This window comes from Aeromicrobium panaciterrae, assembly GCF_031457275.1.
Lineage (GTDB): Bacteria > Actinomycetota > Actinomycetes > Propionibacteriales > Nocardioidaceae > Aeromicrobium > Aeromicrobium panaciterrae_A.
The window spans coordinates 1,179,264-1,205,403 of the sequence record NZ_JAVDWH010000001.1 but is presented as its reverse complement, the minus strand read 5'-3'; the positions used below and the strand labels follow the sequence as shown (position 1 = coordinate 1,205,403).

General features: G+C 64.1%; 34 protein-coding genes. 23 read left to right on the top strand and 11 right to left on the bottom strand.

The genetic code is table 11. The features are described from left to right. Positions 1-19: 19 nt before the first annotated feature. Positions 20-427 carry a hypothetical protein gene (locus tag J2X11_RS06330; protein ID WP_309968131.1) on the bottom strand — a complete coding sequence of 136 codons (408 nt, stop codon included), beginning with the start codon at positions 425-427 and terminating at the stop codon, positions 20-22. Between the two features lie 153 nt (positions 428-580). On the opposite strand from J2X11_RS06330, the gene J2X11_RS06325 reads away from it, so the two are divergent. Beyond that, positions 581-832 carry a WhiB family transcriptional regulator gene (locus tag J2X11_RS06325; protein ID WP_309968128.1) on the top strand — a complete coding sequence of 84 codons (252 nt, stop codon included), beginning with the start codon at positions 581-583 and terminating at the stop codon, positions 830-832. Between the two features lie 63 nt (positions 833-895). Here J2X11_RS06325 and J2X11_RS06320 read toward each other — a convergent pair whose 3' ends face one another. Beyond that, a complete protein-coding gene (locus J2X11_RS06320) occupies positions 896-2,347 on the bottom strand; it encodes a sensor histidine kinase (RefSeq protein ID WP_309968125.1) in 1,452 nt (483 codons plus the stop codon). Between the two features lie 42 nt (positions 2,348-2,389). On the opposite strand from J2X11_RS06320, the gene J2X11_RS06315 reads away from it, so the two are divergent. Genes J2X11_RS06315 through J2X11_RS14435 form a run of 4 tightly spaced genes read left to right on the top strand, consistent with a single transcriptional unit; the run spans position 2,390 to position 5,489 of the window. Next, a complete protein-coding gene (locus J2X11_RS06315) occupies positions 2,390-3,307 on the top strand; it encodes a DUF2785 domain-containing protein (RefSeq protein WP_309968122.1) in 918 nt (305 codons plus the stop codon). Between the two features lie 46 nt (positions 3,308-3,353). Further along, positions 3,354-5,012 carry an acetolactate synthase gene (locus tag J2X11_RS06310; RefSeq protein ID WP_309968119.1) on the top strand — a complete coding sequence of 553 codons (1,659 nt, stop codon included), beginning with the start codon at positions 3,354-3,356 and terminating at the stop codon, positions 5,010-5,012. Between the two features lie 4 nt (positions 5,013-5,016). Further along, positions 5,017-5,388, top strand: a complete 372-nt coding sequence (locus J2X11_RS06305) for a thioesterase family protein (RefSeq protein ID WP_309968117.1) — start codon at positions 5,017-5,019, stop codon at positions 5,386-5,388. A gap of 26 nt (positions 5,389-5,414) precedes the next feature. After that, positions 5,415-5,489 carry a 50S ribosomal protein bL37 gene (locus J2X11_RS14435; RefSeq protein ID WP_396127872.1) on the top strand — a complete coding sequence of 25 codons (75 nt, stop codon included), beginning with the start codon at positions 5,415-5,417 and terminating at the stop codon, positions 5,487-5,489. A gap of 67 nt (positions 5,490-5,556) precedes the next feature. On the opposite strand, the gene rsrA is transcribed toward J2X11_RS14435, so the two are convergent. The 4 genes from rsrA to J2X11_RS06285 all read right to left on the bottom strand — a co-directional run bounded on the left by rsrA (position 5,557) and on the right by J2X11_RS06285 (position 7,972). Continuing rightward, complete coding sequence (gene rsrA / locus J2X11_RS06300) at positions 5,557-5,826, bottom strand: mycothiol system anti-sigma-R factor (RefSeq protein WP_309968115.1); 270 nt, start codon at positions 5,824-5,826, stop codon at positions 5,557-5,559. Continuing rightward, positions 5,823-6,452 (bottom strand): sigma-70 family RNA polymerase sigma factor, encoded by a 630-nt coding sequence (locus tag J2X11_RS06295; RefSeq protein WP_309968111.1) that lies wholly within the window; start codon positions 6,450-6,452, stop codon positions 5,823-5,825. Before J2X11_RS06295 ends, rsrA begins: the two co-directional genes overlap by 4 nt. Positions 6,453-6,561: 109 nt before the next feature. Beyond that, positions 6,562-7,287, bottom strand: a complete 726-nt coding sequence (locus J2X11_RS06290; protein ID WP_309968108.1) for an SOS response-associated peptidase — start codon at positions 7,285-7,287, stop codon at positions 6,562-6,564. 46 nt (positions 7,288-7,333) lie between these two features. Beyond that, on the bottom strand, positions 7,334-7,972 hold the full coding sequence (locus J2X11_RS06285) for a hypothetical protein (RefSeq protein WP_309968105.1): 639 nt from the start codon (positions 7,970-7,972) through the stop codon (positions 7,334-7,336). Positions 7,973-8,137: 165 nt separating this feature from the next. On the opposite strand from J2X11_RS06285, the gene J2X11_RS06280 reads away from it, so the two are divergent. The 12 genes from J2X11_RS06280 (at position 8,138) to J2X11_RS06225 (ending at position 17,106) form a co-directional block, all read left to right on the top strand. Further along, positions 8,138-9,778 (top strand): sigma-70 family RNA polymerase sigma factor, encoded by a 1,641-nt coding sequence (locus J2X11_RS06280; protein ID WP_309972294.1) that lies wholly within the window; start codon positions 8,138-8,140, stop codon positions 9,776-9,778. Positions 9,779-9,822: 44 nt separating this feature from the next. Beyond that, positions 9,823-10,281 carry a DoxX family protein gene (locus tag J2X11_RS06275; RefSeq protein ID WP_309968102.1) on the top strand — a complete coding sequence of 153 codons (459 nt, stop codon included), beginning with the start codon at positions 9,823-9,825 and terminating at the stop codon, positions 10,279-10,281. Between the two features lie 10 nt (positions 10,282-10,291). Next, complete coding sequence (gene aroA, locus J2X11_RS06270) at positions 10,292-11,572, top strand: 3-phosphoshikimate 1-carboxyvinyltransferase (protein WP_309968098.1); 1,281 nt, start codon at positions 10,292-10,294, stop codon at positions 11,570-11,572. Position 11,573: 1 nt separating this feature from the next. Further along, positions 11,574-12,569 (top strand): ribosome small subunit-dependent GTPase A, encoded by a 996-nt coding sequence (rsgA, locus tag J2X11_RS06265; RefSeq protein ID WP_396127847.1) that lies wholly within the window; start codon positions 11,574-11,576, stop codon positions 12,567-12,569. 55 nt (positions 12,570-12,624) lie between these two features. Further along, positions 12,625-13,539 carry an inositol monophosphatase family protein gene (locus tag J2X11_RS06260; protein ID WP_309968093.1) on the top strand — a complete coding sequence of 305 codons (915 nt, stop codon included), beginning with the start codon at positions 12,625-12,627 and terminating at the stop codon, positions 13,537-13,539. 64 nt (positions 13,540-13,603) lie between these two features. Beyond that, positions 13,604-14,035: a CBS domain-containing protein gene (locus J2X11_RS06255; protein ID WP_309968091.1), complete on the top strand. Its 432-nt coding sequence runs from the start codon at positions 13,604-13,606 to the stop codon at positions 14,033-14,035. 117 nt (positions 14,036-14,152) lie between these two features. Continuing rightward, complete coding sequence (locus tag J2X11_RS06250; RefSeq protein WP_309968089.1) at positions 14,153-14,752, top strand: PadR family transcriptional regulator; 600 nt, start codon at positions 14,153-14,155, stop codon at positions 14,750-14,752. Next, complete coding sequence (arfB, locus tag J2X11_RS06245) at positions 14,742-15,152, top strand: alternative ribosome rescue aminoacyl-tRNA hydrolase ArfB (protein ID WP_309968086.1); 411 nt, start codon at positions 14,742-14,744, stop codon at positions 15,150-15,152. Before J2X11_RS06250 ends, arfB begins: the two co-directional genes overlap by 11 nt. Before the next feature lie 58 nt (positions 15,153-15,210). Continuing rightward, positions 15,211-15,333, top strand: coding sequence for a type B 50S ribosomal protein L36 (gene ykgO, locus J2X11_RS06240; protein ID WP_309968083.1), 123 nt, complete (start codon positions 15,211-15,213; stop codon positions 15,331-15,333). A 10-nt stretch (positions 15,334-15,343) separates the two neighbouring features. After that, on the top strand, positions 15,344-15,763 hold the full coding sequence (locus J2X11_RS06235) for a hypothetical protein (protein ID WP_309968080.1): 420 nt from the start codon (positions 15,344-15,346) through the stop codon (positions 15,761-15,763). Between the two features lie 86 nt (positions 15,764-15,849). After that, positions 15,850-16,248, top strand: a complete 399-nt coding sequence (locus J2X11_RS06230; protein WP_309968073.1) for a hypothetical protein — start codon at positions 15,850-15,852, stop codon at positions 16,246-16,248. 69 nt (positions 16,249-16,317) lie between these two features. Beyond that, positions 16,318-17,106 carry an alpha/beta fold hydrolase gene (locus J2X11_RS06225; protein ID WP_309968070.1) on the top strand — a complete coding sequence of 263 codons (789 nt, stop codon included), beginning with the start codon at positions 16,318-16,320 and terminating at the stop codon, positions 17,104-17,106. A 52-nt stretch (positions 17,107-17,158) separates the two neighbouring features. Here the strand turns inward: J2X11_RS06225 and J2X11_RS06220 are convergent, their stop codons facing one another. After that, complete coding sequence (locus J2X11_RS06220; protein WP_309968067.1) at positions 17,159-17,704, bottom strand: hypothetical protein; 546 nt, start codon at positions 17,702-17,704, stop codon at positions 17,159-17,161. 286 nt (positions 17,705-17,990) lie between these two features. Between J2X11_RS06220 and J2X11_RS06215 the strand changes: the two genes are divergently transcribed. Next, entirely contained in the window at positions 17,991-18,407 is a 417-nt protein-coding gene (locus J2X11_RS06215) for a pyridoxamine 5'-phosphate oxidase family protein (RefSeq protein WP_309968064.1), read from the top strand. On the opposite strand, the gene J2X11_RS06210 is transcribed toward J2X11_RS06215, so the two are convergent. Next, positions 18,364-19,248, bottom strand: a complete 885-nt coding sequence (locus J2X11_RS06210) for a universal stress protein (RefSeq protein WP_309968060.1) — start codon at positions 19,246-19,248, stop codon at positions 18,364-18,366. The two genes, J2X11_RS06215 and J2X11_RS06210, sit on opposite strands and share 44 nt — an antisense overlap. Before the next feature lie 117 nt (positions 19,249-19,365). On the opposite strand from J2X11_RS06210, the gene J2X11_RS06205 reads away from it, so the two are divergent. Together J2X11_RS06205 and J2X11_RS06200 are read left to right on the top strand one after the other, a co-directional pair. Then, positions 19,366-20,256 (top strand): DUF5995 family protein, encoded by an 891-nt coding sequence (locus J2X11_RS06205; RefSeq protein WP_309968057.1) that lies wholly within the window; start codon positions 19,366-19,368, stop codon positions 20,254-20,256. Between the two features lie 89 nt (positions 20,257-20,345). Then, the gene (locus tag J2X11_RS06200) at positions 20,346-22,712 is read left to right on the top strand and encodes an excinuclease ABC subunit UvrA (protein ID WP_309968054.1); all 2,367 of its coding nucleotides are present in this window, start codon (positions 20,346-20,348) and stop codon (positions 22,710-22,712) included. Here the strand turns inward: J2X11_RS06200 and J2X11_RS06195 are convergent, their stop codons facing one another. Genes J2X11_RS06195 through J2X11_RS06185 form a run of 3 tightly spaced genes read right to left on the bottom strand, consistent with a single transcriptional unit; the run spans position 22,713 to position 23,981 of the window. Continuing rightward, entirely contained in the window at positions 22,713-23,195 is a 483-nt protein-coding gene (locus tag J2X11_RS06195) for an SRPBCC family protein (protein WP_309968051.1), read from the bottom strand. A 15-nt stretch (positions 23,196-23,210) separates the two neighbouring features. Continuing rightward, positions 23,211-23,525, bottom strand: coding sequence for an ArsR/SmtB family transcription factor (locus tag J2X11_RS06190; RefSeq protein ID WP_309968048.1), 315 nt, complete (start codon positions 23,523-23,525; stop codon positions 23,211-23,213). 3 nt (positions 23,526-23,528) lie between these two features. Further along, positions 23,529-23,981 carry an SRPBCC domain-containing protein gene (locus J2X11_RS06185; protein WP_309968045.1) on the bottom strand — a complete coding sequence of 151 codons (453 nt, stop codon included), beginning with the start codon at positions 23,979-23,981 and terminating at the stop codon, positions 23,529-23,531. A 122-nt stretch (positions 23,982-24,103) separates the two neighbouring features. Here J2X11_RS06185 and J2X11_RS06180 point away from each other — a divergent pair, with 122 nt between their 5' ends. The 3 genes from J2X11_RS06180 to J2X11_RS06170 are packed head-to-tail and all read left to right on the top strand — an operon-like array spanning position 24,104 to position 26,137. Then, the gene (locus J2X11_RS06180; RefSeq protein ID WP_309968041.1) at positions 24,104-24,811 is read left to right on the top strand and encodes a histidine phosphatase family protein; all 708 of its coding nucleotides are present in this window, start codon (positions 24,104-24,106) and stop codon (positions 24,809-24,811) included. A gap of 10 nt (positions 24,812-24,821) precedes the next feature. Then, the gene (locus J2X11_RS06175) at positions 24,822-25,382 is read left to right on the top strand and encodes a DUF3090 domain-containing protein (RefSeq protein WP_309968038.1); all 561 of its coding nucleotides are present in this window, start codon (positions 24,822-24,824) and stop codon (positions 25,380-25,382) included. Then, a complete protein-coding gene (locus tag J2X11_RS06170; RefSeq protein ID WP_309968034.1) occupies positions 25,379-26,137 on the top strand; it encodes an SCO1664 family protein in 759 nt (252 codons plus the stop codon). Before J2X11_RS06175 ends, J2X11_RS06170 begins: the two co-directional genes overlap by 4 nt. Positions 26,138-26,140 lie beyond the last annotated feature (3 nt).

The window sequence follows — 26,140 nt, the reverse complement described above, 5'->3', positions numbered from 1 at the left end:
TGCAGGTCGTACCCGGTTCTCAGTCTCTCACAACCGGTATGTCACGTCCCAACGCCCGGTTGACTGGAGGAGCAAGCAGACATCCGAGCACAACAACCGCACTAACTCCCATCACGATCGCCAGCCACGTGGTGTCGCCGTCGCGCAGGTTCCAGGCGAGCAGCAACTGGATCAGGTGAGTGACGATGAGTGGGCTACGCGCCCAGGATTCGCCCTGCGAAACCCGCCAGGCGGCGAACAGCTGTCCGAGGCCGTAGACCCCGAGGAGGAGCCCAGCTCCGACGCCGAGACCCAACCGATCGCGTGACACATCCGCCACGTCGAGCACGGCCAGAACTACATATGCGAGAGCCTCCACAGCGACCACGACAGCGGCGATGCCGAGCAGTGTTCGAGCCGACTTTTTGAGCGGTTCTGGAGGTGTCACCTCGCCAGCCTACGAAAGTGTGACCCAACTCAACAATTCGCAAGGGTCCTTACCCTTGTAATGCAGTTGAAACCTTGAAAACATGGAGCCTCAGCCTTGGAACGGGTCAGACCGGCCTGCCCACGGCGCAACCGAACGGGAAGGAGTGTCCACATGGATTGGCGTCATCGTTCCGCATGCCTAGATGAGGACCCTGAGCTCTTCTTCCCCATCGGCAACACGGGTCCCGCCATCTTGCAGATCGAAGAGGCGAAAGTCGTATGCCGCCGTTGTGATGTCCGCGAACTGTGCCTGCAATGGGCACTGGAGAGCGGCCAGGACCACGGTGTGTGGGGAGGCTTGAGCGAAGACGAACGTCGTACGCTGAAGCGCCGCAATGCTCGGGCACGTATTCGTACTGCCTGACGTACACGTATCGGTGAACCCCGTGCTCTTTGGAGCGCGGGGTTCTTTGCGTCCCGACCCGTTCTAGACCAGCAGTGAGATCGCGACCGTCGTACCGCCGCTGTTGCGACGCTCGAAGGTCAACGTGCCGCCGAGCTCACCTTCGACCAAGGTCGTGACAATCGAGAGCCCGAGGCTGTCTGCGGGATCGAAGTCCTTCGGCAATCCGACTCCGTCATCACTCACGCGAAGCCGGACGCGGTCACGTATGCGGTTGACCGCCAGCGTCAAGGTGCCGCCGCCGGCGCCGTACGCATGCTCCACGGCGTTCTGGATGAGCTCGGTGAGCACCATGGCCAGCGGTGTGGCGATCACGCCGGGCAGCGAGCCGAACGATCCGACTCGATCGGCGTGGACGACACCGACGTCAGGTCCGCGAGAGACATCGAGGACGTTGTGGATCAGCCGGTCGGCGATCTCATCGAAGTCGACCTCGTCCCCGAATGACTGGCTGAGTGTCTCGTGCACGAGCGCGATGGAGGCGACGCGGCGTACGGCGTCATCGAGTGCGGCCCGCGCTTCGGGCAGCTCAACACGGCGACCCTGAAGCCGAAGCAGCGCTGCGACAGTCTGCAGGTTGTTCTTGACCCGGTGGTGGATCTCGCGGATCGTCGCTTCCTTCGAGACGAGCTCACGCTCACGCAACCTGAGCTCGGTGACGTCACGCAGCAGGATCAGGGCCCCGTTGCGATGCCCGCCCGACTTCAGCGGGATGACGCGGAGCAGCAGCGATCCGGTCGCATTCTCGATCTCGGCCTCACCTCCCGAATCACCGCGCAACAAGCCCAGCGGTCCTCGATCGGTGGGTCGGCGGTCGATCAAGCCGGTCGTGACCTCGCCCAGCTCGGCACCCATCAGGTCGCCGGCAAGCCCGAGCCGTCGATAGGCCGACAAAGCGTTGGGACTGGCGTACGAGACACGGCCGCGGCCGTCGGTACGGATCAGTCCATCGCCGACTCGCAGCGAGTCAGCGAGGTCGGATCGAGTGCCGTCAAGAGGGAACTCGCCGCGCTGAATCATGTCGATCAGCTCGTCGGCCGCCTCAAGGTACGTCGCCTCGAGCTCACTCGCCGTACGCGGCGCATTGTCATTGCGCCGCGACGAGATGATCGCGATTGCCGAGCCCTCACGCTTCACCGGGATCGTGCGGGTACGGACGCGCGTACCGTCTGGCATTTCTTCGATCTGCTCGTCGACAACTTCGCCGCTGGCCAGGGCTTGATCGAGTCGATCCGTATGGCCGGCCGGCAGGAACGTGCCCGCGGCATCCTCGAGCAACGTAGTGGGGCCCGTCGTCGGGCGAATCTGGGCGCCAGCCCACATTCCCTTCGACTCTGAATCGGGCACCCACAGCACAAGGTCAGAGAACGAGAGGTCAGCAATGATCTGCCAATCCGTCACCAGGGCATGCAGCCACGAGACATCGCCGGTCGACAGCGACGTCTGGAATCGCGCGATGTCATCCAGCGAGGGCACACGTCAAGCGTAGTGGTGAGCGGCGCATGTAAGGATGGATGAGTGTCTGAGGCGTACTGGCAATCAGTGATGCAGGCCGGTATGGAAGTACCGGCCGATCGAAGTCTGGACGAGTGCACTGTCGAACTTGTCGAGATGCTCGGCCACCCCAATCCTCGCTGGCGCGAAGACATTGCTTATCCACTGTTGACGACGTGGATCACCAAAGGCGTCTACGACGAACTGCTCTCCGGCTTGGGCGACGGCATCGTCCCCGGCCTCCGCTACGGGCTGGGCCATGACGGCGACCTCTCAGTGCTTCGCCGCTCCTACAGTGCGCTGATGCTCGCCGAGATCATCGGACGCGACAACAACGAGCACCTGATGACGTCCGACTCGGTGCTGGCCTGGGGCGACAGCGCGACGGCTTGGTACGTACGCGAGCAGGACCACCGCGGATGGGTGCCCGAGCAGGGCTGGGCCAATGCGATCGCGCACGGCGCCGACCTCCTCGCCGCACTCGCCCGCTCCCGCCACTTCGGTCGCCTCGAGCTCACCGTCCTGCTGGACGTCATTGCCGATCGCGTACTCACGCCGACTTCGTACATCTGGCGACACGGCGAGGAGGATCGCCTGGCGTACGCGGTCATGACCTTGCTGCATCGCAACGCGCTCGACGCCGGCATCGTTGAGCCGTGGTTGGCCCGACTCGGCGCTGGTATCCAGGTCCCTCGTACGCGCGGCCACATCGAGGCGGAGTGGCCATCACCATCGGTGCGCAACACCTCGTCCCTACTTCGAGCGCTCCACCTGCAGCTTGCGCTCGGCGTACAAGGGCGAGCCGATCTGCGCGCGGATGCCGAGCTGTTCGCTGAGCAGCCGGCTCACCGAGCCGACTTGATCCTGGCTGTGCTCGACCAGATCCGCGCCGAGAGTCCATGGCTCTATCGCCCAACCACACGTGCCAAACCCGTCACATAGACGCTCCTACCACCGGGCGCTCCGCCTCTTTAGTAGCGTGCGTCACATGACTCACGAACCCCAGCACGGCGGAGTCCACGCCGTAGACGTCGCCCGCGCCCACGGTGTCGAGCACATGTTCACCCTTTCCGGCGCTCACGTGTTCCCGATGTACGACGGCGCCGTCAAGGCTGAGCCGGCGATGCCGATCATCGACGTACGCCACGAGCCCACCGCCGTCTTCGCCGCCGAGGCCATCGGCAAGCTCACCCGCAAGCCGGGTCTTGCGGTGCTGACAGCCGGACCGGGAGTCACCAACGGTGTCAGTCCCATCGCCCAGGCCACCTTCTCCGGATCGCCATTGGTGGTCGTCGGTGGTCGCGCGCCCAACAACCGATGGGGTTCGGGCAGCCTGCAGGAGCTCGACCAGCCGCCGATCGTTGCCAGCGTCTCGAAGTCGGCTGTCACAGCGCACAAGGTCGACGACATCGCCCCCGTACTGGATGAGGCCTTCACACTTGCCGGCTCGTCGCACCGCGGGCCGACCTTCGTCGACGTGCCGATGGACGAGTTCTTCAATGCCACGACGGTGACCACCAAGTCCAAGGGCAACACGACAGCGCCGATCGAGCCCGACTCCGGCGCCCTGTCCAAGATCGCCGGACTCCTCCGCGAGTCTGCTCGTCCCGTCCTCGTGATCGGCACCGACGTATGGGCTGACCACGCCGAGCAGGCAGCACTTCAGTTCGTCGAGGAGACCGGCATCGCCGTCATCTCCAACGGCATGGGTCGCGGCATCATCCCCGGCGGCCACCCGCAGCTCGTGACCAAGGCGCGCTCAACGTCGTTCAACGGCGCCGATCTGGTGATCGTCGTTGGTACGCCGCTCGACTTCCGCCTCGGGTACGGCATCTTCGGCGGCAAGGAAGGCGCGACGCCGGCCAAGACGGTGCATATCGCCGACTCCCCCGGCCAGGTCTCGACCCACGCCGAGATGGCCGCTTCTGCCAGCGGTGACCTGACGCTTGTCTTCAATGGAGTGCTGGCTGCGCTCCAGTCCGGTGCTGGCAGCAAGCCTGACTGGTCACCCTGGCTCAGCACGCTGCAGGACGAGGTCCGGGCAGCGACGGCTCGAGACAACGAGCTGCTCACAGCATCTGCGGACCCGATCCATCCCGCCCGCATCTACGGCGAACTGCTGCCACGACTCGCGGACGACGCCGTGGTGATCGGCGACGGCGGAGATTTCGTGTCGTTCGCCGGCAAGTTCGTGGAGCCCAAGCTCCCGGGTGGCTGGCTCGACCCAGGTCCGTACGGCTGTCTTGGCGCTGGCATGGGAGCGGCGATGGCCGCCCGTATCGCGAAGCCCTCCAGCCAGGTCGTCCTGCTGTACGGAGACGGTGCCGCAGGCATGTCGCTGATGGATGTTGACACCTTGGTGCGCCACAACCTGCCGATCGTCATGATCGTCGGCAACAACTCGGCCTGGGGGCTCGAGAAGGGCCCGATGCAGTGGCTCTACGGCTACGACGTGGCTGCCGATCTCGCACCTCAGACGCGCTACGACCAGGTTGTGACCGCTCTGGGCGGTGGCGGCGAGATGGTGACTGACCCCAAGGACATCGGACCCGCACTGGATCGCGCGTTCGCCTCGGGCGTTCCGTACCTCGTCAACGTCATGACCGACGTCAACGCCGCCTACCCGCGCGCCACGACTGGCATCTGAGTCGATGGACTCGGCATCGATCACTCACACGGTCAGCGAAGCCGACACGGCGATCGCGGTCGGCAGCGGAGACCTTCCGGTCCTTGGTACGCCGGTCGTGCTCGCTTGGTGCGAGGAGGCTACCTGCGCTGCTCTCGAGCTCATGCCCAACCAGACGAGCGTTGGCACCCGCGTGGATCTGGAGCACCTTGCTGCAAGTCCGGTCGGGACAGAGGTCACGGCCACCGCAACCGTGATCCACACCGATGGACGGCTCGTACGTTTTCAGGTCGCTGCGCTGGATGCGGCCGGGACGCTACTGGCGAGCGGTGAGATCCGCAGAGTGATCGTGGATCGGGAGCGATTCATGAGCCGGATCAAGCCTGTGGGAGACTAGGTCTTCCAGCTTTTCGAGGAGGATCAATGAGCCGTCGAGGCCGCAAGCGCCGCGCTCGCAAGAAGAAGGGCGCAAACCACGGCAAGCGTCCCAACGCTTGACCGTCGTTTCCAAGACATGAGAAATCCCCGTCCATCGGACGGGGATTACTCTTTGGCCAACGCAGTGTTACTGGTTCTTGGTCTCGGTGATGTGGACTTGAACCGTCCGAATCGAGACAAGCACCTTCTGTCGGAGCACCTCGGGGGCGACCTCCGAGCAGGACCGCGACACCAGCGACTTCACGACTCGCTCAAGCTCAAACTCTGAGAGGCACGGCGTGCATTCGTCGATGTGAGTCTGGATCTCGGCACAGCTGGCCGTGTCGATCTCCTGGTCAATGAAGAGATAGAGGTTCTCGAGAGCCTTCTCGCAGTCGGGTCCGTCGCACTCACTCATTTGGTGTCACCTCCACCGGTGACGGCCATGCCGCGATCGCGGGCATAGTCGCTAAGCATGTCGCGGAGCATACGACGGCCGCGGTGCAGTCGTGACATGACTGTGCCGATCGGCGTCTCCATGATCTCGGCGATCTCTTTGTAGGGGAAACCCTCGACATCTGCGAGGTAGACAGCCATGCGGAAGTCTTCGGGCAGAGCCTGCAGGGCGTCCTTGACGTCGCTGTCAGGCAGGTGCTCGAGGGCTTCCATCTCGGCGGACTTGAGTCCGGACGAGCCATGCGACTCCGCGCGCGCAATCTGCCAGTCCTCGATCTCGTCGGTGACTTGCTGCGGCTGACGCTGCTTCTTGCGGTAGGAGTTGATGTAGGTGTTGGTCAGGATGCGGTAGAGCCACGCCTTGAGGTTGGTGCCCGGCGTGAACTGGTGAAATGCGGTGAATGCCTTGGCGAAGGTCTCCTGGACCAGGTCCTCGGCATCATGCGGGCTGCGGGTCATACGCAGCGCGGCGGAGTAGAGCTGATCGAGGAAGGGCAGGGCATCGGCCTCGAAGCGCGCCTGGCGCTGCTCCGGGGTCTCAGTGCTGCGCGGGTCAGCGTCAGCGGGGCTTGCAGGGGTGACTGTCATCGCGTCCCAGCCTACTCCGGGGGTCGGACGCTTACGCAGTGGAGTGATGGTCGCCACGCTGCGTTCGGCACATATCTGCATGCCTAGTAGAACGACGTAGGGATGCTCGCTATTCCGGGGGAATCGGGACGATCAGCTCGGGTCCGTTGTTGCGTACGTTGTTGACCTCTGTCGACACCGGAAAGGCGTCGAGACGGCCCGGCGCGGCAGGAATTAGCAGCTCAAGCAGTTCTTCGGTCGCATGCGGCGCAGGATCGAGCCACGCGTCGTAGCCGCCTGGTTCGACAAAGAGCGGCATGCGGTCGTGCAAATGGCCCAGCTCGTCCTCGGCAGTGGTGGTGATGATCGTGTAGCTGATCACCCACTCGTCGTCTTCGCGGTTCTTCCAGAACTCGTAGAGACCCGCCATCGCCAGGATCGAACCGTCCTTGGGCGTGATGTAGAACGGCTGTTTGGGGGTCTTCTTGCCATCGATCGGCTCTCGGGCGTACCACTCGAAATAGCCGTCAGCCGGTATGAGCGCCCGCCGTTTGCCGAAGGCCTTCTTGAACGCAGGCTTCTCAGCAAGCGTCTCGGACCTGGCGTTGATCATGCGGTTGCCGATCGACTGGTCTTTGGCCCAGCTCGGAATGAGGCCCCATTTGGCGGTCAACAGTTCGCGTAGCGGGCGATCGGCGCTCGCCTCTTCGGGCGCACGACCGATCACAATCGGGGCGAGCTTCGTCGGCGCCATGTTGTAGTCGGCCTCGAGCTCAACGAACGAGTTGACCAGGTCGACCTCAAAGGCCTGATTGAGCGATGCCGAGGTCTGAGTTGTCGCGTAGCGGCCGCACATACGGCAAGCCTGCCACGCGGCACTGACTATCTAGGGGGGTGTCTCCCTAGGTTGTCAGGCCGGCAAGCATCGTCGCGATGCCGTCGGAGGTGCTCGGCAGGTGCTCGACCCACAGGCGTGCCTGTGACTCGTCTCCCAGCACCTGCTCGAGCATCATCGCCAACAGTCGCACCGTCACGGCATCCGTGCGCTCGATCCCAGCGAGCGCGGCGAATCGCCGCGGGGACAGTTGCGCGATGGTCTCGTCTCCCGCGTAGACCATGCGCATTGCCTCAGCGACCTCAAGAGACCGCAGTTCTTGCTCCAACTCATTTCCAGGATCCAGACGCGGCAGCTCCACCACGACCAACGCGTAGCCATCCGCGGCACGCGTCCCGTCCCGCTCGGCCCCCCGATAGACGTCGCCGAGCCGGGAGCGGACATGCGGAACCGTCGACAATGCAGTCAACGGGTGCTCGCACGATGCATCCACCTGGTGTACGAGAGCCTCCTCGACCCATGCCAATGCTGCAGCACGGACCGTCGCGAACGGCGGCTCTTCTGGGGCGTGCGCGCGCTCCACGTGGTCCATGACCTCGTGGAGCGGCACGCCCATCTGCGCTGCACGCGCTCCCACCCCGCGTGCAACAACAGCGATGTCTGAGCGACCGTCACGGACGGCGTGCTCGAGAGGAACGAAGCTCATACCCGAGTTGAACATCGATTCCCCCCCTTCCCTCTTTGAACAAGAGATGTGCTTGATCAGACACATATGAGACGCGCGAGTACCTGACCTATGACGCAGGTTCTGTGCGGAACTTTCGGGAGATTTCCTCGTTGTGTATCCCGGAGGTCTCACGTCGTGACAGACATGCTCAGCACTACAGCGGAGTCGACCGACGCCGACCTCATTGCTGCGGTCCGCGCCGGCGACACTGACGCGTACGGATTGCTGTTCGAACGGCACCGTCAGGCGGCCGGTCGACTGGCGGGACATCTGGTCCCCGGTCCCGACGCGGACGACCTGGTTTCCGAGTCATTCATCCGCGTCCTCGGCGTACTCCAGGCCGGCAAGGGCCCCGATGAGTTCTTCCGCGCCTACCTGCTGAGCTCGATTCGACGTCTCCACCTCGACCGCATTCGCGGCAACAAGAAGGTCAAGACAACCGACGACGAATCAGAACTCGACCGCGCGGTCGAGTTCGTCGATCCCACGACCATGCAGTTCGAACGCAGCGCTGCCGCTGATGCCTTCGGCTCACTGCCCGAGCGCTGGCAGCTGGTCCTGTGGCACCTGGATGTCGAGGGCCAGAAGCCGGCCGAGATCGCACCGATGCTCGGTATGAGCGCCAACAGCGTCTCCGCACTTGCCTATCGCGCTCGCGAAGGACTGCGACAGGCCTACCTGCAGGGCCATCTCGCTCCACAGCTCCACGAAGGATGCCGCAAGACGACGGGCCAGCTCGGCGCGTACGTGCGCAAGGGCCTTTCGGCTCGCGACTCGCATGCCGTCGAGGATCATCTCGACGGGTGCAGTCGTTGCACCGGCCTCTACCTCGAGCTTGCCGAGGTCAACTCCAACCTCTCCGGCATCCTCGCCCCTGCTCTGCTCGGATCCGCCGCAGCCGGTTACGTTGCTGCCGCCACTGCTGCTGCCGGAGTCGGAACGGTTCTCGGTCTCACCGGCACTGCCGCTGAGGTTGCTCGGGTCGCGATCCTGCCCGTCAAGGCGATCTCCGCTGGTGCAGCCGGTGTTGCGGGCGCCGGAGCCCAGGGCATCGTCACAGCGACGGTTGTGGCGGGACTCGCGACTGCTGGCACGGTCGCCGTGGCCACAGACTTCGGCGGAGTGACGAACTCCGCCCAGCCGTCGGCCGTTGCTCCTCAGATCACGCCCGATGCGGCGATCCCCACCGAGACGACACCGGAACTGGTCGAACTTGAGCCAGGGCTGGAGCCCGGGGTTGAGCCGACGCCGTTGCCCGAACCCACTGAGACGCCGACTGTCGAGGCGGAAGTGCCCACCACAGCCGAGCAGCCTGAGGTTGTCGTTGAGCCCACCCCGCAGCCGTCGCCGGACGTTTCCGAAGAACCGCCGCCGCCTCCACCTCCACCGCCGCCGCCGCCGCCGAAGCCGACTGACTACGGCATCGCGTCCGTCGCGATCACGAACGACGACGCTCTGCTGCAGCATCGCTACACGGTAGGTATCTCGGCCGCGACCGACGGACGAGCGATCGCCCGCGACGTGACGGTCAGGATTGCCTTCCGCCGCAGCACCATCTTCCGCGGAGTAGTCAGCCCGGGCTGGGCGTGTGGCGACGCCGTACGCAACCGACGACTCACAACCCTCACCTGCACCAAGACGCTCGAAGCTGGCGAAGGTGCGACCTTCATCGCCAAGGCTCGTGGACTGGGTCAGTCCGGGGTGATCTCGGTTGCGTCGCCTGAGGATCCGAATCCCGGCAACGACTCGCAGTCGTTCCGCGCACCGCTCTGGCTTCCGCTCTAGACACTCGGACTTGCTGGCGTGCAGGTGTCGGGTATGAATGAGGCATGACCCTCCTGCGAATTGCAGCTCGCCCGATGCTTGCGTCGATGTTCGTCTTTGGCGGCGCCATGGCGCTCAGGGATCCCGGTCCGCGCGCTGCGAAGGCTCAGCCTGTTGCTGATGCGATCAAGCGGGTTGCTCCTGACCTCCCTGTCAACGGTTCGAATCTGACGCGCTTCAACGGTGGCGTACAGCTGGTTGCTGGCACCGCGTTGGCGACCGGCCGATTCCCGCGGCTCTCAGCATTTGTCCTTGCTGCCACGATGCCGCCAACCACGTACGTCGGTCACCCCTACTGGGACGAGACAGATCCGGTCGTCAGGGCCAACCAGCGCATCCACTTCTTCAAGAACATCTCGATGATCGGTGGCTTGCTGATGGCCACGCTCGATCCCGATCCGCACAAGAAGTTCATCGCCCGCCGTGCAAAGGACAAGATCACCGAAGCCGCCGCCCGCCGATAGGCTGGGGGTGATGAACGCACCCTTGCCTTGGCTCGCGCCCTACCGCGACACGCCCGTCGTCGGCGAGGTGCTCGTGCCGGGGTCGAAATCACAGACCAATCGGGCGCTGATCCTTGCCGCGCTCGGCGATCGTCCGTCGGTGCTGACCCGCCCACTGCGCTCTCGCGACACCACCCTGATGGCCGATGCCCTGGTGGCTCTCGGGGCCACTATCGATCGCGACGGCATGGTCTGGACCATCACTCCCGCAGCACTCGATCACACTGCGGCCGCCACCGTCGACTGCGGTTTGGCTGGCACGGTGATGCGATTCGTGCCGGCTGTCGCTGCGCTGACGAGTGCCGACGTCACATTCGACGGCGATGAGCACGCTCGCGTACGGCCCATGGCCACCACCATCTCCGCGCTTCGGGGTCTGGGCGTGGCGATTGACGACGAGGGTCGTGGCTCGCTGCCATTCGTGGTCCATGGTTCGGGAACGGTCGCCGGCGGACCGCTCGAAATCGATGCGTCATCGTCGAGCCAGTTCGTATCGGCGCTTCTGCTTGCGGGCGCACGATTCGACAAGGGTCTTGAGTTGCAGCACGTCGGTGCCGCCTTGCCGTCGATGCCGCACATCGAGATGACCGTCAACGAACTGCGCAAGCGTGGAGTCGAAGTCGACGACAGCCAGCCCGATCGCTGGGTTGTCGCACCCGGACCCATCGCCGCGCTCGACGACGAAATCGAGCCAGACCTCTCCAATGCAGGCGTCTTCATCGCCGCAGCACTGGTCACCGGCGGCAGCATCCGCATACGCAACTGGCCCGAGCAGACCGATCAGGCTGGTGATGCGTGGCGCACGATCGTCGAGGCTTTCGGCGCGAGGGCCGTGCGCGATGGTGCAGATCTGGTGTTCACTGCAGGTCCCACGCTCAACGGAGTGGAGCTCGATCTGCACGATGTCGGCGAGCTGACTCCGGTGGTTGCCGCGATGGCCGCACTGGCCGACGGTCCGTCACGGCTCACAGGAGTCGCACATCTGCGCGGGCACGAGACCGATCGTCTTGCAGCTCTCGTCACCGAGATCAACCGGCTCGGCGGCGATGCTGAGGAGCTTGAGGACGGCATCGCGATACGTCCTCGTCCGCTGCACGCCGAGACGTTCAAGACGTACGACGACCACCGCATGGCACATGCGGCCGTGGTGCTCGGACTTCGCGTCGAAGGGCTTCTGGTCGAGAACGTCGTCACGACGGTCAAGACCTACCCCAACTTCGCACCGGTCTGGGAACGGCTCATCACGACATGAGGTGCGTAGCGTGGTGAGGGAACGGGACGACGAGCACGACAAGTTCGACCGGCCGAAGCGCCGGACGAAGCCTCGTACGAAAGATCGCCCCAACTACGACGACGCCGCGATCGCCCGTGTTGTGACGATCGACCGCGGCCGCTACACCGTGACCCTCGACGATCGCACCATCACCGCCATGAAGTCCCGCAACCTCGGACGCAAAGGCGTCGTCGTCGGCGACGAGGCTCGCGTGGTCGGCGACACCAGCGGTGACGAGGGCTCACTTGCCCGCATTGTCGAGGTCCTGCCCCGCCGCACCGTCCTGCGCCGATCGGCAGACGACGACGATCCCATCGAGCGCATCATCGTCGCCAACGCTGACCAGCTCGTCATCGTCGCCGCACTCGCGGATCCGCCGCCGCGTGCTGGCCTGATCGACCGTTGCCTGGTCGCAGCATTCGACGCGGGTATGGAACCACTCGTCTGCCTGACCAAGGCCGATCTCGGCAAGCCCGACGAGATCCTCGCTCTGTTCGAACCGCTCGGCGTACGCGTCGTCGTGACACAGCAAGGCGGCGACCTCGGGGCCGTACGCGATGTGTTGCGAGACCGCACCAGCGTGCTGGTCGGCCACTCGGGCGTCGGCAAATCGACGCTGGTCAATGCGCTCGTCCCCGACGCACATCGGTCGGTGAGCTACGTCAATGCCGTGACTGGGCGCGGCCGCCATACATCCACGTCAGCGATCTCGCTGGAGCTTCCGTTCGGCGGCTGGATCATCGATACGCCGGGCATTCGCTCCTTCGGTCTGGCGCATGTCGAGATCGACCAGCTGATCAAGGCGTTCCCGGATTTGCAGGACGCGGCACGCGACTGCCCGCGCGGTTGCCTCCACTCAGCAACGGAGCCCGAGTGCGCGCTCGATGTCGCTGTCGGCGACGGCACCATCCCGGCGGAGCGCCTCGTCTCCTTCCGGCGCATTCTGGCAAGCATGAGCACGAAGGACGACTACTGACCGAGGACGCGCGGCCTCCGGCAATTCCCCGCGCGAACGTCGTACTCTGAGGGCCATGGCTCACTCGTACAACGACGACTTGCGCCTCGCTCACGTACTCGCCGACAGCGCCGACAACTTGTCGATGGATCGGTTCGGCTCGATCGACCTCCAGGTCTCGACCAAACCCGACATGACGTACGTGACCGAGTCCGACGAAGCCGTCGAAGCGACCATCCGTCGCACGCTCAAATCCGCCCGCACCCGAGACATCGTTCTCGGCGAAGAACAGGGCGAGGAAGTGGGCACCTCAGGCCCGGGTGGTCGTCGTTGGATCGTTGATCCGATCGACGGCACCGCCAACTTTGTACGCGGCGTACCCATCTGGGCAACGCTCATCGCGCTCGAGGAGGACGGCGAGATCGTCGCTGGCTGCGTCTCGGCTCCCGCCCTCGGCCGCCGCTGGTGGGCGAGCAAAGGCACCGGCGCCTACACCGGCAAGTCACTCATGTCATCGCGCGAGATCCGCGTCTCCCGCATCACCGAGCTCGAGAACGCCTCGCTCTCCTATGCGTCACTCGGCGGATGGGACGCGATCGGCAAGGCAGACGCCTTCGCTGCGTTGATGCGTCGCTGCTGGCGCACGCGCGCGTACGGCGACTTCTTCTCCTACATGCTGCTCGCCGAAGGTGCTGTCGACATCGCAGCAGAGCCTGAACTGAAGGTCTGGGACATGGCAGCGCTCGACATCGTCGTACGCGAAGCAGGCGGCTCGTTCACGAGCCTCGCCGGCAAGCCCGGCCCTTGGGGCGAGAACGCACTGGCGACCAACACGCGTCTTCACGACGCTGCGATGGCATACGTCGGCCACTTCCCTGACACGGAACCGCCGGAGCCGTCATGGGACGACGAGCCAGAACCCACCGCTGCCGAGCCCAACAACGTGCACAACTTCGACTTCACCCGCGAAGCCAGCGACGAAGCGCCCTAACGATCCCTCGCAGGACGGCCCCCTCGGCGTTACAGTTCCAGAACGACCACCGGAGGAGTTACGTATGCGCGTGAGCGACGTCCTGGCGTCCAAGGGCAGCGATGCCATCTACACGATCAAACCCGAGGCTTCGATCCGCGAGCTGCTCGACGTGCTCGCCGACCGCAACATCGGCGCCATGGTCGTCAGCGACGACGGGGAGACGATGATCGGGATCGTCTCTGAGCGCGATGTGGTCCGCAAGCTCCGAGATGTCGAGAACGCCCGCGATGTGACGGTCGCCAGCATCATGACGACTGACGTGCAGGTGGCTGGGCCGGATGACTCGTTCAAGTCGCTCATGATCGCGATGACCGAGCACCGCGTACGCCACATTCCCGTACTCGACGACGGGCGACTGGTCGGCGTGCTCAGCATCGGCGACGCCGTGAAGCACCGCATGGAACAGCTGGAATTCGAGCGAGATCAGCTCAACAAGTACGTCTCAGGCGGCTGACCCGGGCAGCATCTCACTTTCGTATGTTGACATCCGATACCTTTACGATATATCGTTTATGTATCGGCACTAGATCAATCAGATCGTGTCGACGTACACAGAAAGTGGGTAACCCCCATGCGTAACAACAATTCTTCAGAACACCGCAATCCGGCCGATCGCCGTCGCGGACGTGGACACTCCGACTTCGGCTTCGGCCGTGAGTTTGGCCCCGGATTTGGTGGCCCCGGATTTGGTGGCCCCGGCCGCCCCCGTGGACGCCGTCGTGGCGGACGAGGTGGCGACGTTCGCGCCGCCGCCCTCCTGCTCCTCAGTGAGCAGCCGCAGCACGGCTACCAGCTCATCCAGGAGATCGGCGAGCGCTCCAACGGGGCGTGGAAGCCCAGCCCCGGATCGATCTATCCCGTGCTCCAGCAGCTCGAGGACGAAGGCCTCATCTCGTTCGATCGCGTCGACGGTCGCAAGACCGCAACACTGACCGACGACGGCGCCTCGTACGTTGAGGAGAACCGCGAAGAGCTCGGCACCCCGTGGGAGGCCGCCGCTGGCGACCCGACCGACGAGATGCGCGAGTTCGTTCTCGTCCTCAAGGGCCTCATGGGTGCCTGGAAGCAGGTCGCCCAGGCCGGCAACGCCACTCAGCGCGAGCAGGCTGCCAAGGTCGTCGACGATGCCCGGAAGGCTCTGTACCGCATACTTGCGGACGATGAGTCATAACGGACGTCTGTCCCTGCCCGAGAGCGAGATGACCTGGCGGTTCTCTCGCTCTTCGGGCGCCGGCGGCCAACACGTCAACACGACCGATACTCGCGTCGAGCTGATCTGGTCGCTCACCGACACCACCGCGCTCTCCCCCGCCCAGAAGGAACTCGCCTCACACAGGCTGAGCAACCGACTGGTCGGCGGGACGATCACGGTGGTGTCGTCTCAATATCGCTCGCAACACCGCAATCGCGAGGCAGCACGCGTACGGCTCGAGGATCTCGTGTCCCACGCGATCGTTCCGCCCAAACCGAGGCGAGCAACCAAGCCCAGCCGCGCCTCGAAGGAGCGCCGGCTCGACTCCAAGAAGAAGCGCAGCGCCATCAAGCAGGGGCGCTCCGGCGCGTGGGAATAGCAGCGACCTGACAATCGTTGTCATCTGTGCGGGTCGATCCCCGCATAGAAGGACACACATGAAGGTCCGCAACTCCCTCCGCTCGCTCAAGAACCAGCCCGGTTCGCAGGTCGTACGTCGCCACGGCCGCACGTTCGTGATCAACAAGATCAACCCGCGTCTCAAGGCTCGGCAGGGCTAATCTCAACAGCATGAATGTGAAAGCTGTTCGCATCATGCTCGTCGTCGCCGTCGTGATCGATGTCGCGTACTGGGCAACGTGGTTCACCAACCGCGGATGGGTGGAGAGCGACACGTCCGAGGCGTACGTAGCGTTCGAGAATGCGTTCCCACTCGCGGACGCATGGCTCGGACTGACCTGCGTACTCGCGTTCTTCGCGCTCGGACGACGATCGCCGACGGCTCTGCTGTGGCTGATCGCCGCTGGCTCATCCGGGATGTACCTGTTCTGCATGGACGTGCTCTACGACCTCGAGAACGATATCTACGGCAAGGGCGCTGGCGGCATCATTGAGGCTGGAATCAACCTGATCACGCTCGCGTTCTCGGTCGTCGCACTGCGCTGGGCCTGGACCCGGCGTGACGCACTCCTCACCGGATCTGCGACCTAAAGATTTCGTCCAGAAGCTCCCGCCCGATAGCCTGAATGGGCGCTGACGGCACACTCCCATTCGTCGAGGCGCACGAGGAGTCCCCCGTGTACAGCAAACCTTGGCCGCGAATCATCACCGGCGCTGTGGTCGCCATGATCGCTGTGGCGGCATTTGTGACGTTCACACGCGGCGAGACTCCCGCAACTGACACGGCATCGGCGACGCTGCCCGGCGTCAGCGGCAAGAATGCGCCGGTCGTCGTCAGTTCCACACCCACGCCGTCATCGCCGGCATCTGCCGATGCCGCCGAGCGCGAGGCCGAGAGCACCGACTCCAAGGGCACAACCAAGACGCCCACTACGTCCCCTACTCATAGTGGCCCCACGACATCGCCCACGACATCGGCACCTGATCCTGATCCGACGACAGAGCCGCCTCCGCCGTCACCGTCACCCAAGCCTCCGTGCGGACTGGTCGGCTCTATCCTCGGCTCCTGCAAGTAGCTCGAATCAGAGGACAACGGCGACTGCACATGCGGTAGACATGACTGCCTCATCAGTTATTGGAGAGTCATGCCCAGCATTGCGACGACGCACGGCCTGATCAGCTATCGCGAAGGCGGCACCGGCGTACCAGTCGTCATGCTTCACGCGACCCTTCACGATCGCCGTGACTTCGATCCAATCTTTGACGAGATCACCCGCAATCACCGAGCAATCGCACTCGACTGGCCCCACCACGGCGAGTCGTCCAACAGCGGTGCGCTCCCTCTCGCCTCCGACCTGGTCGTCACCCTCAAGGATGTCGTCAACGCGCTCAACCTCGAACCAGCGATTTTCATCGGCAACTCCGTCGGCGGCTATGCCGCAGCTCAGCTCGCGATCGACGACCCGGAGCGAGTGGCTGGTCTGGTGCTCGTCAACTCGGGCGGATTCACCAAGCAAACCCCCGCGACCAAGGCGTTCATCAAGCTGATGAGCAGTCCAGCCATCTTCACCAAGCGCATGTTGCCGCTACTGGCCAAGGCGTACATGCGCGCCAAGACGGACTCCGACAAGGCGATCATCACCCGAGTCAAGGCGCGAGCTGCGGGCAGCGGCGCAGCTGTCGCTGCCAAGCTCTGGAGCAGTTTCGCCGACCCCTCCTTCGACTTGCGCTCGACAGCCGCCAAGATCACCGCACCGACGCTGCTCATGTGGGGCACGAAGGACCTGACCACACCGTTGGGCGATGGCAAGCGTGCTGCCGCCGTCATACCCAACGCGACACTGCACGAGTTCCCAACGGGGCACCTGCCGTTCTCCTCCCAGCCTTGGGAGTTCCTCGAGATCGTCATGCCTTTCATCGACGATCCCGCGTAGACGTGCAAAGATCCCCGACCGGCATCTCTGCCAATCGGGGATCTTGCCTCCGTCACCGCAGGATCGCTGAACCCTCGACCAGCGGCTGGCGCTCCCAGACCTTGCCGAAGCCCAAGGTGCGACCTGCGTGACCGAAGGCCAGGACTCCGAGTACGAGTGCGTAGATGACGTGGTCATCCATGATCGGGTTGTTCTCCGGCGGCAGCGTCGCAGCAAACATGAGGATCAGCAGCAGCGCTCCTGTAGAGGTAGCCAGGCGCATTGCCACACCGAGGATCAACGCGGTACCGATGCCAAGCAATCCGAGCATGAAGCCCCAGTCAGCCCAGGCGTGACCGGCCATGCCCTGGAAGAAGTCAGCGAACGGGCCACTCGTGGCGTGTCCGAGGAATCCTGCCGTGGGGCTGCCGCCGTTGATCCAAGCGTCTGCCGATGCTGTTTCGTGTCCGAGGCCAAAGGCCTTGTCGAGGAACGGCCAGAGGAAGGTGAATCCCAAGGCAATCCGGGTCACTCCGAGCACGTAGTCCAGCGGTGATGTGTGATCGGGACCGGCGTGCGAGACGTGGGTCCTGTCAGTGTTGACGGTGGCGGTCATCATGTTCTCCTTCTCTTGGTGGTTCGTGGAAGCTTTTGGTCTTGGCCCCAGCATTGCCCCGAATCGCTCGCTGGCTCAGGGCCCTTCGTAGGTGATCCGCAGGGCGTTGGTCCAATGGTCAACAGGGACCAGACGGGACCAAGGTCCTGCCCCCTGGGGGAGAACGGCCATACGTACGCCCGGGGAGGTCAGCAAGAATTGGATCTGAGAGTCCATCGGGCGGCTGGAGCAAGCCCCGCTCTCCCGAAGGTTGGCCCCCGATGAGATTCGCCATCGCCAGGGAGACCACATGACAACCAGGATCAGCTCGATCAGCGTGCTCGATGAGCAAGAGTGCTACCAACTGCTGTCGACGACGACAGTCGGCCGTGTTGCGTTCATCAGCCATCACGGCCAGCAACTGCTGCCCCTCAACTTCGCCATGGTCGACGGGGTGATCTACTTCCGTGTCAATGAGGAAGGAGTCCTGTCCGAGTTGGCGGACGGACTGGTCGATGTTGCCTTCGAGGTCGACCACCACGGAACGACGACCCGCGATGCGTGGAACGTGACCGTACGCGGGACGACCTCACGTGTCCATGAATCGGCAGGATTGGCCAGCACGGCTAACCTCGCTTCCCTCCGCCCTTGGGCGCCAGGCGAGCGAGCGCTGGTCGTTGCTCTCACACCAGAGTTGATTGACGGTCGGCGCGTGTCGAGTCACTGACACGGTCATGTCGATAGTCCCGCGGGACGATCGCAACCGCGCACTGAGCTCGGCGCAACACACTCATCGCAACAGGTCGCGCCAGCGCGAACGAACCGACTCGCCCGTGGGGCCGACCGATCACCACGAGGGACGCCGAGCTGCTCGCCCCGACGCACGCGTCGACGGCATCGCCGATCGTCGAGGACACCAGGACCTTGACGTCAGGGAACAGGCCATTCCAGCCGGCAATGATCTCGGCGACGTTGGCACGGTGACTCTCGAAATCGGCGTCTGACGTACCAAGAGGCACGGCATGCAGGATGATCAGCAACCTGTCGCGCGACTGTGCCTGTTCAAATCCATAACTCAGCGGCCCGAACGCCGACGTGTCCCCGTCGATTGTGACGACGATGGCACCGTGCTCGTCCACCGAGGCACAGCGCTCAGGCACCATGATCACGGGACAACTCGCGTCGCGAGCGATGCGCCCCGCCATGGTTCCCCCGCGCACCCAATCAAGCCAGGACGCCTCACCGGCTCCGAGGATGATCGTTTGTGCATCGCGGGCGTGCGCAAGTAGGACTTTGCTTGTCTCGCCCTCGACCTCCATGAAATTGACGATCTGTGACGGCGCCTCGCTTTTGATGAAATCGTGGGCATCCGTCAGGGCCGCCGATGCCGCCACAGATCCCACGAACTCGCCCTTGCCGTGAAAGTCGGCCGTCGAGAGTTGGACGTCGTGGCAATGCACCACGTGCAGCGCCGCTCCGAGCCGATCGGCTTCAGCCAAGGCCTGCCTGATGACGCCGGGTTGCTTGCGAGAAACACCGACAACGACGTGTGGACGAAATCCGCTCATGATGTCTCCTAACAGTGGACATTCCCACTGTCGGGCAGAACAAAACCGGGGAGCACGGTCGCAGGGCCGTGATCCTTAGGACCATCGTCCCGCCGAAAAGCGCGTATGGTCGCGCCTATGTCGCTCCCACGACGCATGCTGCTCGCCGCCGTTTCGATCGGCTTGAGCCTGACGGCACTGCCGGCCAACGCAGGCACGCTGGATCCGATCATCGAGATCCTTCCGCCACTGCCGGTGCCGTACCACCCGACCAGCGCGACCGAGTGCGCTGACGGCAGTCCCACGTGTATCGGCGTGACGATCGCGCAGATGGAGAAACGCTACGACGCCCTGCGTGCGACATGCGACCACGACGCGGTGTTCGCGCTGGCGTACCTCCGGGTGACCGAGAACGTGCGAGACGCTCTCGACGAAGGGATCTACGACGATCCTGTGTGGCTGCGCAACCAGGACGCAGCGTTCGCACAGGACTACTACGACTCGTACGACAACTGGCACGCCGGCCGCAAGAACCTCGTCCCGCAGGCCTGGCGTATCGCGTTCCAGGCGGCCGACGACGGCTCGGTCAGCGCACTGGGCAACTTCATGCTGTCGATGAACGCGCACATCAACCGCGACTTCTCGTACGTTCTGGCGGATGCCGGACTCACCGGTGCAGACGGCGTGTCGCACAAGCCTGACCACAACAGGTTCAATGCGCGCCTCGACAGCCTCTACCACCCGGTCTTCTCCGAAGAAGCCCTCGAGCTCGACCCTCGGTTCGATGACGTCAATCTCGCCAATCTGGACGAGGAAGCAGTCGGCGCCATCATGCTTGGCTGGCGCGAGACGGTCTGGCGCAATGCCGAGGCGCTCTCACTCGCGAAGACTCCGCTGGCACTCTCGATCGCCAAGTCGAATATCGAAACCTACGCGACCACGCAGGCCGTTCTGTATCGCAGCCTCTTCGCGTCGTCCAAGGCCAGAACCGCCGAGCGCAACGCGTACTGCCACGCACGCCAGGGCTGATCAGGAGTCGGTCAGGTTTGGAGAAGCGCGGTGTCTCCGCCCCTCGCTAGGGTTGCCGTGAACGAGCCACCGCGAGCGACGGAGACACGATGAGCACCGCCGAACATCCGGCTGACAGCCACGATCTGATCCGCGTGCAAGGTGCACGCGAGAACAATCTCAAGGACGTCAGTGTCGAGATCCCCAAGCGCCGACTCACTGTGTTCACGGGAGTCTCGGGTTCCGGCAAGAGCTCGCTGGTGTTCGCCACCATCGCGGCCGAGTCGCAGCGCATGATTAACGAGACCTACAGCGCGTTCGTCCAAGGATTCATGCCCAACCTTGCACGTCCCGACGTCGACTACCTCGAAGGTCTGACGACGGCGATCATCGTCGATCAGGAGCGGATGGGTGCCAACCCTCGTTCAACTGTGGGCACCGCAACGGACGCCAATGCGATGCTGCGCATTCTCTTCAGCCGTCTCGGCGACCCCCAGATCGGGCCGCCGACGGCGTTCTCGTTCAACGTCCCCACCCGCAAGGCGAGCGGCGTGATGAGCACAGAGAAGGCTGGCGGACGCGTCGAGAAGGCCGTCGTGCAGAACCAGGTTTATCTCGGCGGAATGTGCGCACGCTGCGAAGGTATGGGAGCCGTCTCCGACTTCGACATGACGGCGATCTATGACGAGGAGAAGTCGCTCGGCGAGGGCGCCCTCACCGTCCCGGGCTACAGCATGGACGGCTGGTACGGCCGAATCTTCAGCGGCTTCGGCTTCGACATGGACAAGCCGATCAAGAAGTTCACCAAGAAGGAGCTCGACGATCTGCTCTACAAGGAGCCGACCAAGATCAAGGTCGAAGGCATCAACCTCACGTACGAAGGCGTGATCCCCAAGATCCAGAAGTCGATTCTGACCAAGGACGTCGACGCCATGCAGCCGCACATTCGGGCGTTCGTCGAGCGAGCCATCACCTTCCAGACCTGCCCCGAGTGCGAAGGCACCCGGCTCAGCGCCGAGGCTCGATCCTCCAAGATCAAGGGCAAGAACATCGCTGACGTCTGCCGGATGCAGATCACGGATCTGGCCGACTGGGTGCGCGACCTCAACGAACCCTCGGTAGCACCCTTGTTGACCGGTCTACAGCACGTGCTCGACTCATTCTCCGAGATCGGGCTCGGCTACCTCTCGCTCGACCGGCCAGCAGGCACGCTGTCTGGCGGCGAGGCTCAGCGCACCAAGATGATCCGTCACCTCGGTTCGTCACTGACCGACATCACGTACGTCTTCGACGAGCCGACGATCGGTCTGCACCCGCACGACATCCAGCGCATGAACCAGCTGCTGCTGCAGCTGCGCGACAAGGGCAACACTGTCTTGGTCGTCGAGCACAAGCCCGAGACAATCGCGATCGCCGATCACATCGTCGACCTCGGCCCTGCGGCAGGCGCCGGAGGCGGCGCGGTCTGCTTCGAAGGATCAGTCGATGGTCTCCGCAAGAGCGACACGACAACCGGACGTCATTTCGACGACCGGGCGAAGCTCAAGGACGAAGTCCGTACGTCGTCCGGCGCTCTGGAGATCCGAGGCGCTTCGACTCACAACCTCCAGAACGTCGATGTCGACATCCCGCTCGGTCTGCTCTGTGTCGTCACAGGCGTAGCCGGCTCAGGCAAGAGCTCGCTGATCCATGGGTCGGTCGATGGTCGCGACGGCGTGGTCGTGATCGATCAGGGCGCGATCCGCGGCTCACGTCGCAGCAATCCAGCGACCTACACCGGGCTGCTCGAGCCGATTCGCAAGGCGTTTGCCAAGGCCAACAACGTGAAGCCGGCACTCTTCAGCTCCAACTCCGAAGGCGCCTGCCCGAGCTGCAACGGCAACGGCATCATCTACACCGAGCTGGGCGTGATGGCGACGGTCGAGTCCGTCTGCGAGGAGTGCAATGGCAAGCGCTTCCAGGCCTCGGTGCTCGAATACACGCTGGGCGGACAGAACATCGCTGAAGTGCTGGCGATGTCGGTCGACGAAGCCGAAAAGTTCTTCGCCGCCGGCGACGCCGACACACCTGCTGCTCACAAGATCCTCGATCGCCTGTCCGATGTCGGACTCGGCTACCTGACGCTCGGGCAGCCCCTCACGACTTTGTCCGGTGGTGAGCGCCAGCGCATCAAGCTCGCCACCCAGATGGCTGGCAAGGGAGACATCTACGTCCTCGATGAGCCGACCACCGGCTTGCATCTTGCCGACGTCGAGAACCTCCTCGGACTGCTGGATCGTCTGGTTGAGTCCGGCAAGTCGATCATTGTGATCGAGCACCACCAGGCTGTGATGGCGCATGCCGACTGGATCATCGATCTCGGACCCGGTGCAGGTCACGACGGCGGCAAGGTCGTCTTCGAGGGCATCCCGGCGGACCTGGTCGCCAACAAGAAGACGCTGACCGGCAAACACCTCGCCGAATACGTCGCGGGCTAGCTACCAGGGATCGGGGAGACCTGTGCCGGTGGTGATCAGACTGCGCAGGCTCCCGCTGACGTAGTGCAGCCATCCCGCCGAGCACGCTCCAAAGCACTCGACGTCTGGCACCAGCCCGACATGGGTGAACCTCAGTTCGGTGCCGTCGGCCACCGGCACGATGTCGAACACGATCTCACTTCCAGTCCACTCGGCCGGCTCCGAGATGAAGGACAAGTGGCTGTCCGTCACCCGCCACACCACACGTCGGCTTGGATCGAGCTCGACGACGCGCTGGAGGCTGTAGTGCTGCGGCGGGTGTCGGTACGAGAACTCAGCGCCCACCTCGTCCGCGTGGCCCTCGATCTCTCCCGTCCACCATGCACTGACGTCGAGGATGGCCGCGAAGACCTCCTCCGGTGACTGCTCGACCGCGTACGACACTGAGTAGCCGTTTTGTGCCAGGCCAGGCGTGGCCGCATCTGCTCTGTCTTGTGTGGTCATGTGTTGATTCCTTGCCTATTGGCTTTCTGCCAGCTTCTTGAGGGCAGCGAGCCTGGTGTCCCATGCCGCTGCAAGTTCGGCCATCCGGCGCGCCGTCGCGTCGAGGCGTTCGGATCGGGGCGAGTAGAGGACCTCGCGACCGACCTTTCGAGAACCGACGAGACCCACCCGGTCCAGCACCTGAAGATGCTTAAGTACGGCAGGTCGACTCACCGGCAGATCCCGAGCTAGCACCGTGGCTGAGCCCTCACCACGCTCGGCGAGCGAGGTGAGGACCTGCCAACGGGTTGCGTCACCGAGGGCGCTGAACACCTCGGTGTCGGTGGCCATCACTCAGGCCGCCACGACTGCAGCGTGGTCCTTGAGGTGGCCGAGCTCGACCGGCCAGCCGCCGCTGTGATCGGCATGCATCGCGACCTGCTGCTCAGCGGGCAGTGCGAGCGAGCCGAATCCGCTCTCCACCAGGCGTACGTGGGTCGTGTCGCCCTCGCTGGTGAGTGTGAACTCCACCAGCGTCGAGTTCTGCTCGGTGAGATCTGCGCCGGCGGGAGTGTCCAGCTGATGCCAGCGGAACGTGAATCGGCTCGTCGGCTCAACCGCGTCAACAGTGCCAATCAGCGTATGGCCGTCCCAGCGGACCTCAAGGGCGCCGCCCGGGCGAAGGTCGATGTTCGCGCCAGCGTCACCGAACCAGGTGCCGAGATGTTCGGCCTGGGTGATCAGCGACCAGACACGCTCGACGGGCGCCTCGATGGCGATCTCGCGCTCGATGGTGTTGGTGTTCATGGGTTCTCCTCCGATGTATGTGTAACCACGACCTTACACATACGATCGGGCAATGTGCAACCCTTTGGTTACTCATCGATCATTGGCAACCGGGCCCCGGGTCCAGCACCTAGGCTCGCCACATGGCAACGGTGATCTTGGTGCGACACGGACGTACGACGGCGAACGCCAGCGGGCTGCTTGCAGGCCGTACGCCGGGCATCCAACTTGACGAGGTCGGACACGAGCAAGTCGCACGCACGGGAGAACGACTCGGTGATGTGCCACTCGTGGGCATTGTCACCAGTCCGCTCAAGCGCTGCCGTCAAACGTCCAAGGCGATCGTCGGCCAGCAAGCCAACAAGCCGAAGGTCGTGACCGAGAAGGGCATCACCGAATGCGACTACGGGGACTGGCAGGGCCGATCTCTCAGCGATCTCGCCAAGGAGGACCTCTGGTCGATCGTGCAGAACCATCCAGCAGCGGCAGCCTTCCCAGGCGGCGAGTCAATGGCAACGATGCAGGCACGAGCTGTCGAGGCAATCCGGCGGCACGATGCGGCGATCGAGGCCGAGCACGGCGCCGGTGCCGTGTGGGCTGCCGTGAGCCACGGCGACATCATCAAAGCGATCCTGGCTGACGCACTCGGCATGCATCTCGATCTCTTCCAGCGGATCAACGTCGATCCGGCATCTGCGTCGATCATCCGTTACACGTCCGCTCGCCCGTACGTCGTGGCCTCCAACACCCATGCTGGAGACCTCTCATGGATGCGCGGGAAGCCTGCGTCCGAGGACGCGCCCGTGGGCGGCGGAGCGGGTCACGCAGCGGACGTTGCCACCGACTCCTAGGCTGGTCGTCATGGCTCCCATCGTCCACGGATTCGACTGGCCCGATCGACTGGTCATCGGCACCGTTGGCCAACCCGGCGAGCGCACGTTCTACATCCAGGCCCGTGCAGGCAAACAGCTCGTCAGCGTCTCGATGGAGAAGCAGCAGTCCGCGGCACTCGCAGAGCGCATTGAGGAGATCCTCGACGAACTGATGGCCGAGGACGGCAACCCATTCAGCGTGCCTGCTCTGACACCCGAAGGTCTGGTCGACAACGATCCGCTCGAGCAGCCGATCGAGGAGCAGTTCCGTGCCGGCGCGATGGGCTTGGGTTGGGACCCGACGACCGCACAACTCGTCATCGAAGCATTTCCGATCATCGAGGTGGACGCCGAAGAGCTCGAAGTGCTCGACATGGACGAGCTTGAGCCCGAAGAAGTCCTCGTCGTACGCATTCCAGTCGGCACAGCACGCGCCTTCGCCAAGCGCACGCGTGAAGTCGTCGGCGCTGGTCGGCCCCTCTGCCCGCTGTGCAGCCTGCCCATGGATTCTGATGACCACATCTGCGAGTTGCCCGAAGGGTTTCGGTGACTGACCTCCTCGCCGCCGAGCTGGTCCTCACAAGCCGGATCATGCCGGCCTCCAATGCGACCTTCGTCGGCCACATCGGCGACGTGCCGGTGGTCTACAAGCCTGTCGCCGGCGAACGCCCGTTGTGGGACTTCCCGGACGGCAACCTCGCCCGGCGCGAGACGGCTGCCTATGTCGTGTCGGAAGCGTTCGGCTGGAATATCGTCCCCCGCACCTGGCTCCGCGAGGGTCCGATGGGCGTCGGCATGGTTCAGTTGTGGCAGGACGTCGACCCAGACCAGAACGCAGTCGATCTCGTTCCCGCGGACGCGGTAAGGGAAGGCTGGCACCACGTACTGGACGGGCTCGATGCCCGTGATGTGCCCGTATCGCTCATCCACGAGGACTCCGCCGCACTACGGCGAATGGCCGTCTTCGACATCGTGGTCAACAACGCCGACCGCAAAGGCGGCCACGTACTCGAGATGGTCGATGGTCACCGATACGGCATCGACCACGGACTGACGTTCCACGCCGAGCACAAGCTCCGCACCGTCCTGTGGGGATGGATCGATGCACAGCTCGAGGCCGACGAACTCACGGGCGTGCAGCGCGTCCGCACGGCACTCGACGGAGATCTCGGCGCAGATTTGGCGGAACTGCTCACGGGCCAGGAGCTGGCGTCACTGGGTGCTCGCTGCGACCGGCTCATCAAGAACGCGACGTTCCCCGGCCCGTCGGGAGACATGCCCGCGGTGCCCTGGCCGCCATTCTGAGCG

Excerpts from the sequence above, each read along its gene's own strand:
- J2X11_RS06325 (WP_309968128.1), top strand. The coding sequence starts at position 581 with ATGGATTGGCGTCATCGTTCCGCATGCCTAGATGAGGACCCTGAGCTC.
- J2X11_RS06310 (WP_309968119.1), top strand. The coding sequence starts at position 3,354 with ATGACTCACGAACCCCAGCACGGCGGAGTCCACGCCGTAGACGTCGCC.
- J2X11_RS06305 (WP_309968117.1), top strand. The coding sequence starts at position 5,017 with ATGGACTCGGCATCGATCACTCACACGGTCAGCGAAGCCGACACGGCG.
- rsrA (WP_309968115.1), bottom strand. The coding sequence starts at position 5,826 with ATGAGTGAGTGCGACGGACCCGACTGCGAGAAGGCTCTCGAGAACCTC.
- J2X11_RS06295 (WP_309968111.1), bottom strand. The coding sequence starts at position 6,452 with ATGACAGTCACCCCTGCAAGCCCCGCTGACGCTGACCCGCGCAGCACT.
- J2X11_RS06290 (WP_309968108.1), bottom strand. The coding sequence starts at position 7,287 with ATGTGCGGCCGCTACGCGACAACTCAGACCTCGGCATCGCTCAATCAG.
- J2X11_RS06285 (WP_309968105.1), bottom strand. The coding sequence starts at position 7,972 with ATGAGCTTCGTTCCTCTCGAGCACGCCGTCCGTGACGGTCGCTCAGAC.
- J2X11_RS06280 (WP_309972294.1), top strand. The coding sequence starts at position 8,138 with ATGCTCAGCACTACAGCGGAGTCGACCGACGCCGACCTCATTGCTGCG.
- J2X11_RS06275 (WP_309968102.1), top strand. The coding sequence starts at position 9,823 with ATGACCCTCCTGCGAATTGCAGCTCGCCCGATGCTTGCGTCGATGTTC.
- aroA (WP_309968098.1), top strand. The coding sequence starts at position 10,292 with ATGAACGCACCCTTGCCTTGGCTCGCGCCCTACCGCGACACGCCCGTC.
- J2X11_RS06260 (WP_309968093.1), top strand. The coding sequence starts at position 12,625 with ATGGCTCACTCGTACAACGACGACTTGCGCCTCGCTCACGTACTCGCC.
- J2X11_RS06255 (WP_309968091.1), top strand. The coding sequence starts at position 13,604 with ATGCGCGTGAGCGACGTCCTGGCGTCCAAGGGCAGCGATGCCATCTAC.
- J2X11_RS06250 (WP_309968089.1), top strand. The coding sequence starts at position 14,153 with ATGCGTAACAACAATTCTTCAGAACACCGCAATCCGGCCGATCGCCGT.
- arfB (WP_309968086.1), top strand. The coding sequence starts at position 14,742 with ATGAGTCATAACGGACGTCTGTCCCTGCCCGAGAGCGAGATGACCTGG.
- ykgO (WP_309968083.1), top strand. The coding sequence starts at position 15,211 with ATGAAGGTCCGCAACTCCCTCCGCTCGCTCAAGAACCAGCCCGGTTCG.
- J2X11_RS06235 (WP_309968080.1), top strand. The coding sequence starts at position 15,344 with ATGAATGTGAAAGCTGTTCGCATCATGCTCGTCGTCGCCGTCGTGATC.
- J2X11_RS06225 (WP_309968070.1), top strand. The coding sequence starts at position 16,318 with ATGCCCAGCATTGCGACGACGCACGGCCTGATCAGCTATCGCGAAGGC.
- J2X11_RS06220 (WP_309968067.1), bottom strand. The coding sequence starts at position 17,704 with ATGATGACCGCCACCGTCAACACTGACAGGACCCACGTCTCGCACGCC.
- J2X11_RS06215 (WP_309968064.1), top strand. The coding sequence starts at position 17,991 with ATGACAACCAGGATCAGCTCGATCAGCGTGCTCGATGAGCAAGAGTGC.
- J2X11_RS06210 (WP_309968060.1), bottom strand. The coding sequence starts at position 19,248 with ATGAGCGGATTTCGTCCACACGTCGTTGTCGGTGTTTCTCGCAAGCAA.
- J2X11_RS06205 (WP_309968057.1), top strand. The coding sequence starts at position 19,366 with ATGTCGCTCCCACGACGCATGCTGCTCGCCGCCGTTTCGATCGGCTTG.
- J2X11_RS06200 (WP_309968054.1), top strand. The coding sequence starts at position 20,346 with ATGAGCACCGCCGAACATCCGGCTGACAGCCACGATCTGATCCGCGTG.
- J2X11_RS06195 (WP_309968051.1), bottom strand. The coding sequence starts at position 23,195 with ATGACCACACAAGACAGAGCAGATGCGGCCACGCCTGGCCTGGCACAA.
- J2X11_RS06190 (WP_309968048.1), bottom strand. The coding sequence starts at position 23,525 with ATGGCCACCGACACCGAGGTGTTCAGCGCCCTCGGTGACGCAACCCGT.
- J2X11_RS06185 (WP_309968045.1), bottom strand. The coding sequence starts at position 23,981 with ATGAACACCAACACCATCGAGCGCGAGATCGCCATCGAGGCGCCCGTC.
- J2X11_RS06180 (WP_309968041.1), top strand. The coding sequence starts at position 24,104 with ATGGCAACGGTGATCTTGGTGCGACACGGACGTACGACGGCGAACGCC.
- J2X11_RS06175 (WP_309968038.1), top strand. The coding sequence starts at position 24,822 with ATGGCTCCCATCGTCCACGGATTCGACTGGCCCGATCGACTGGTCATC.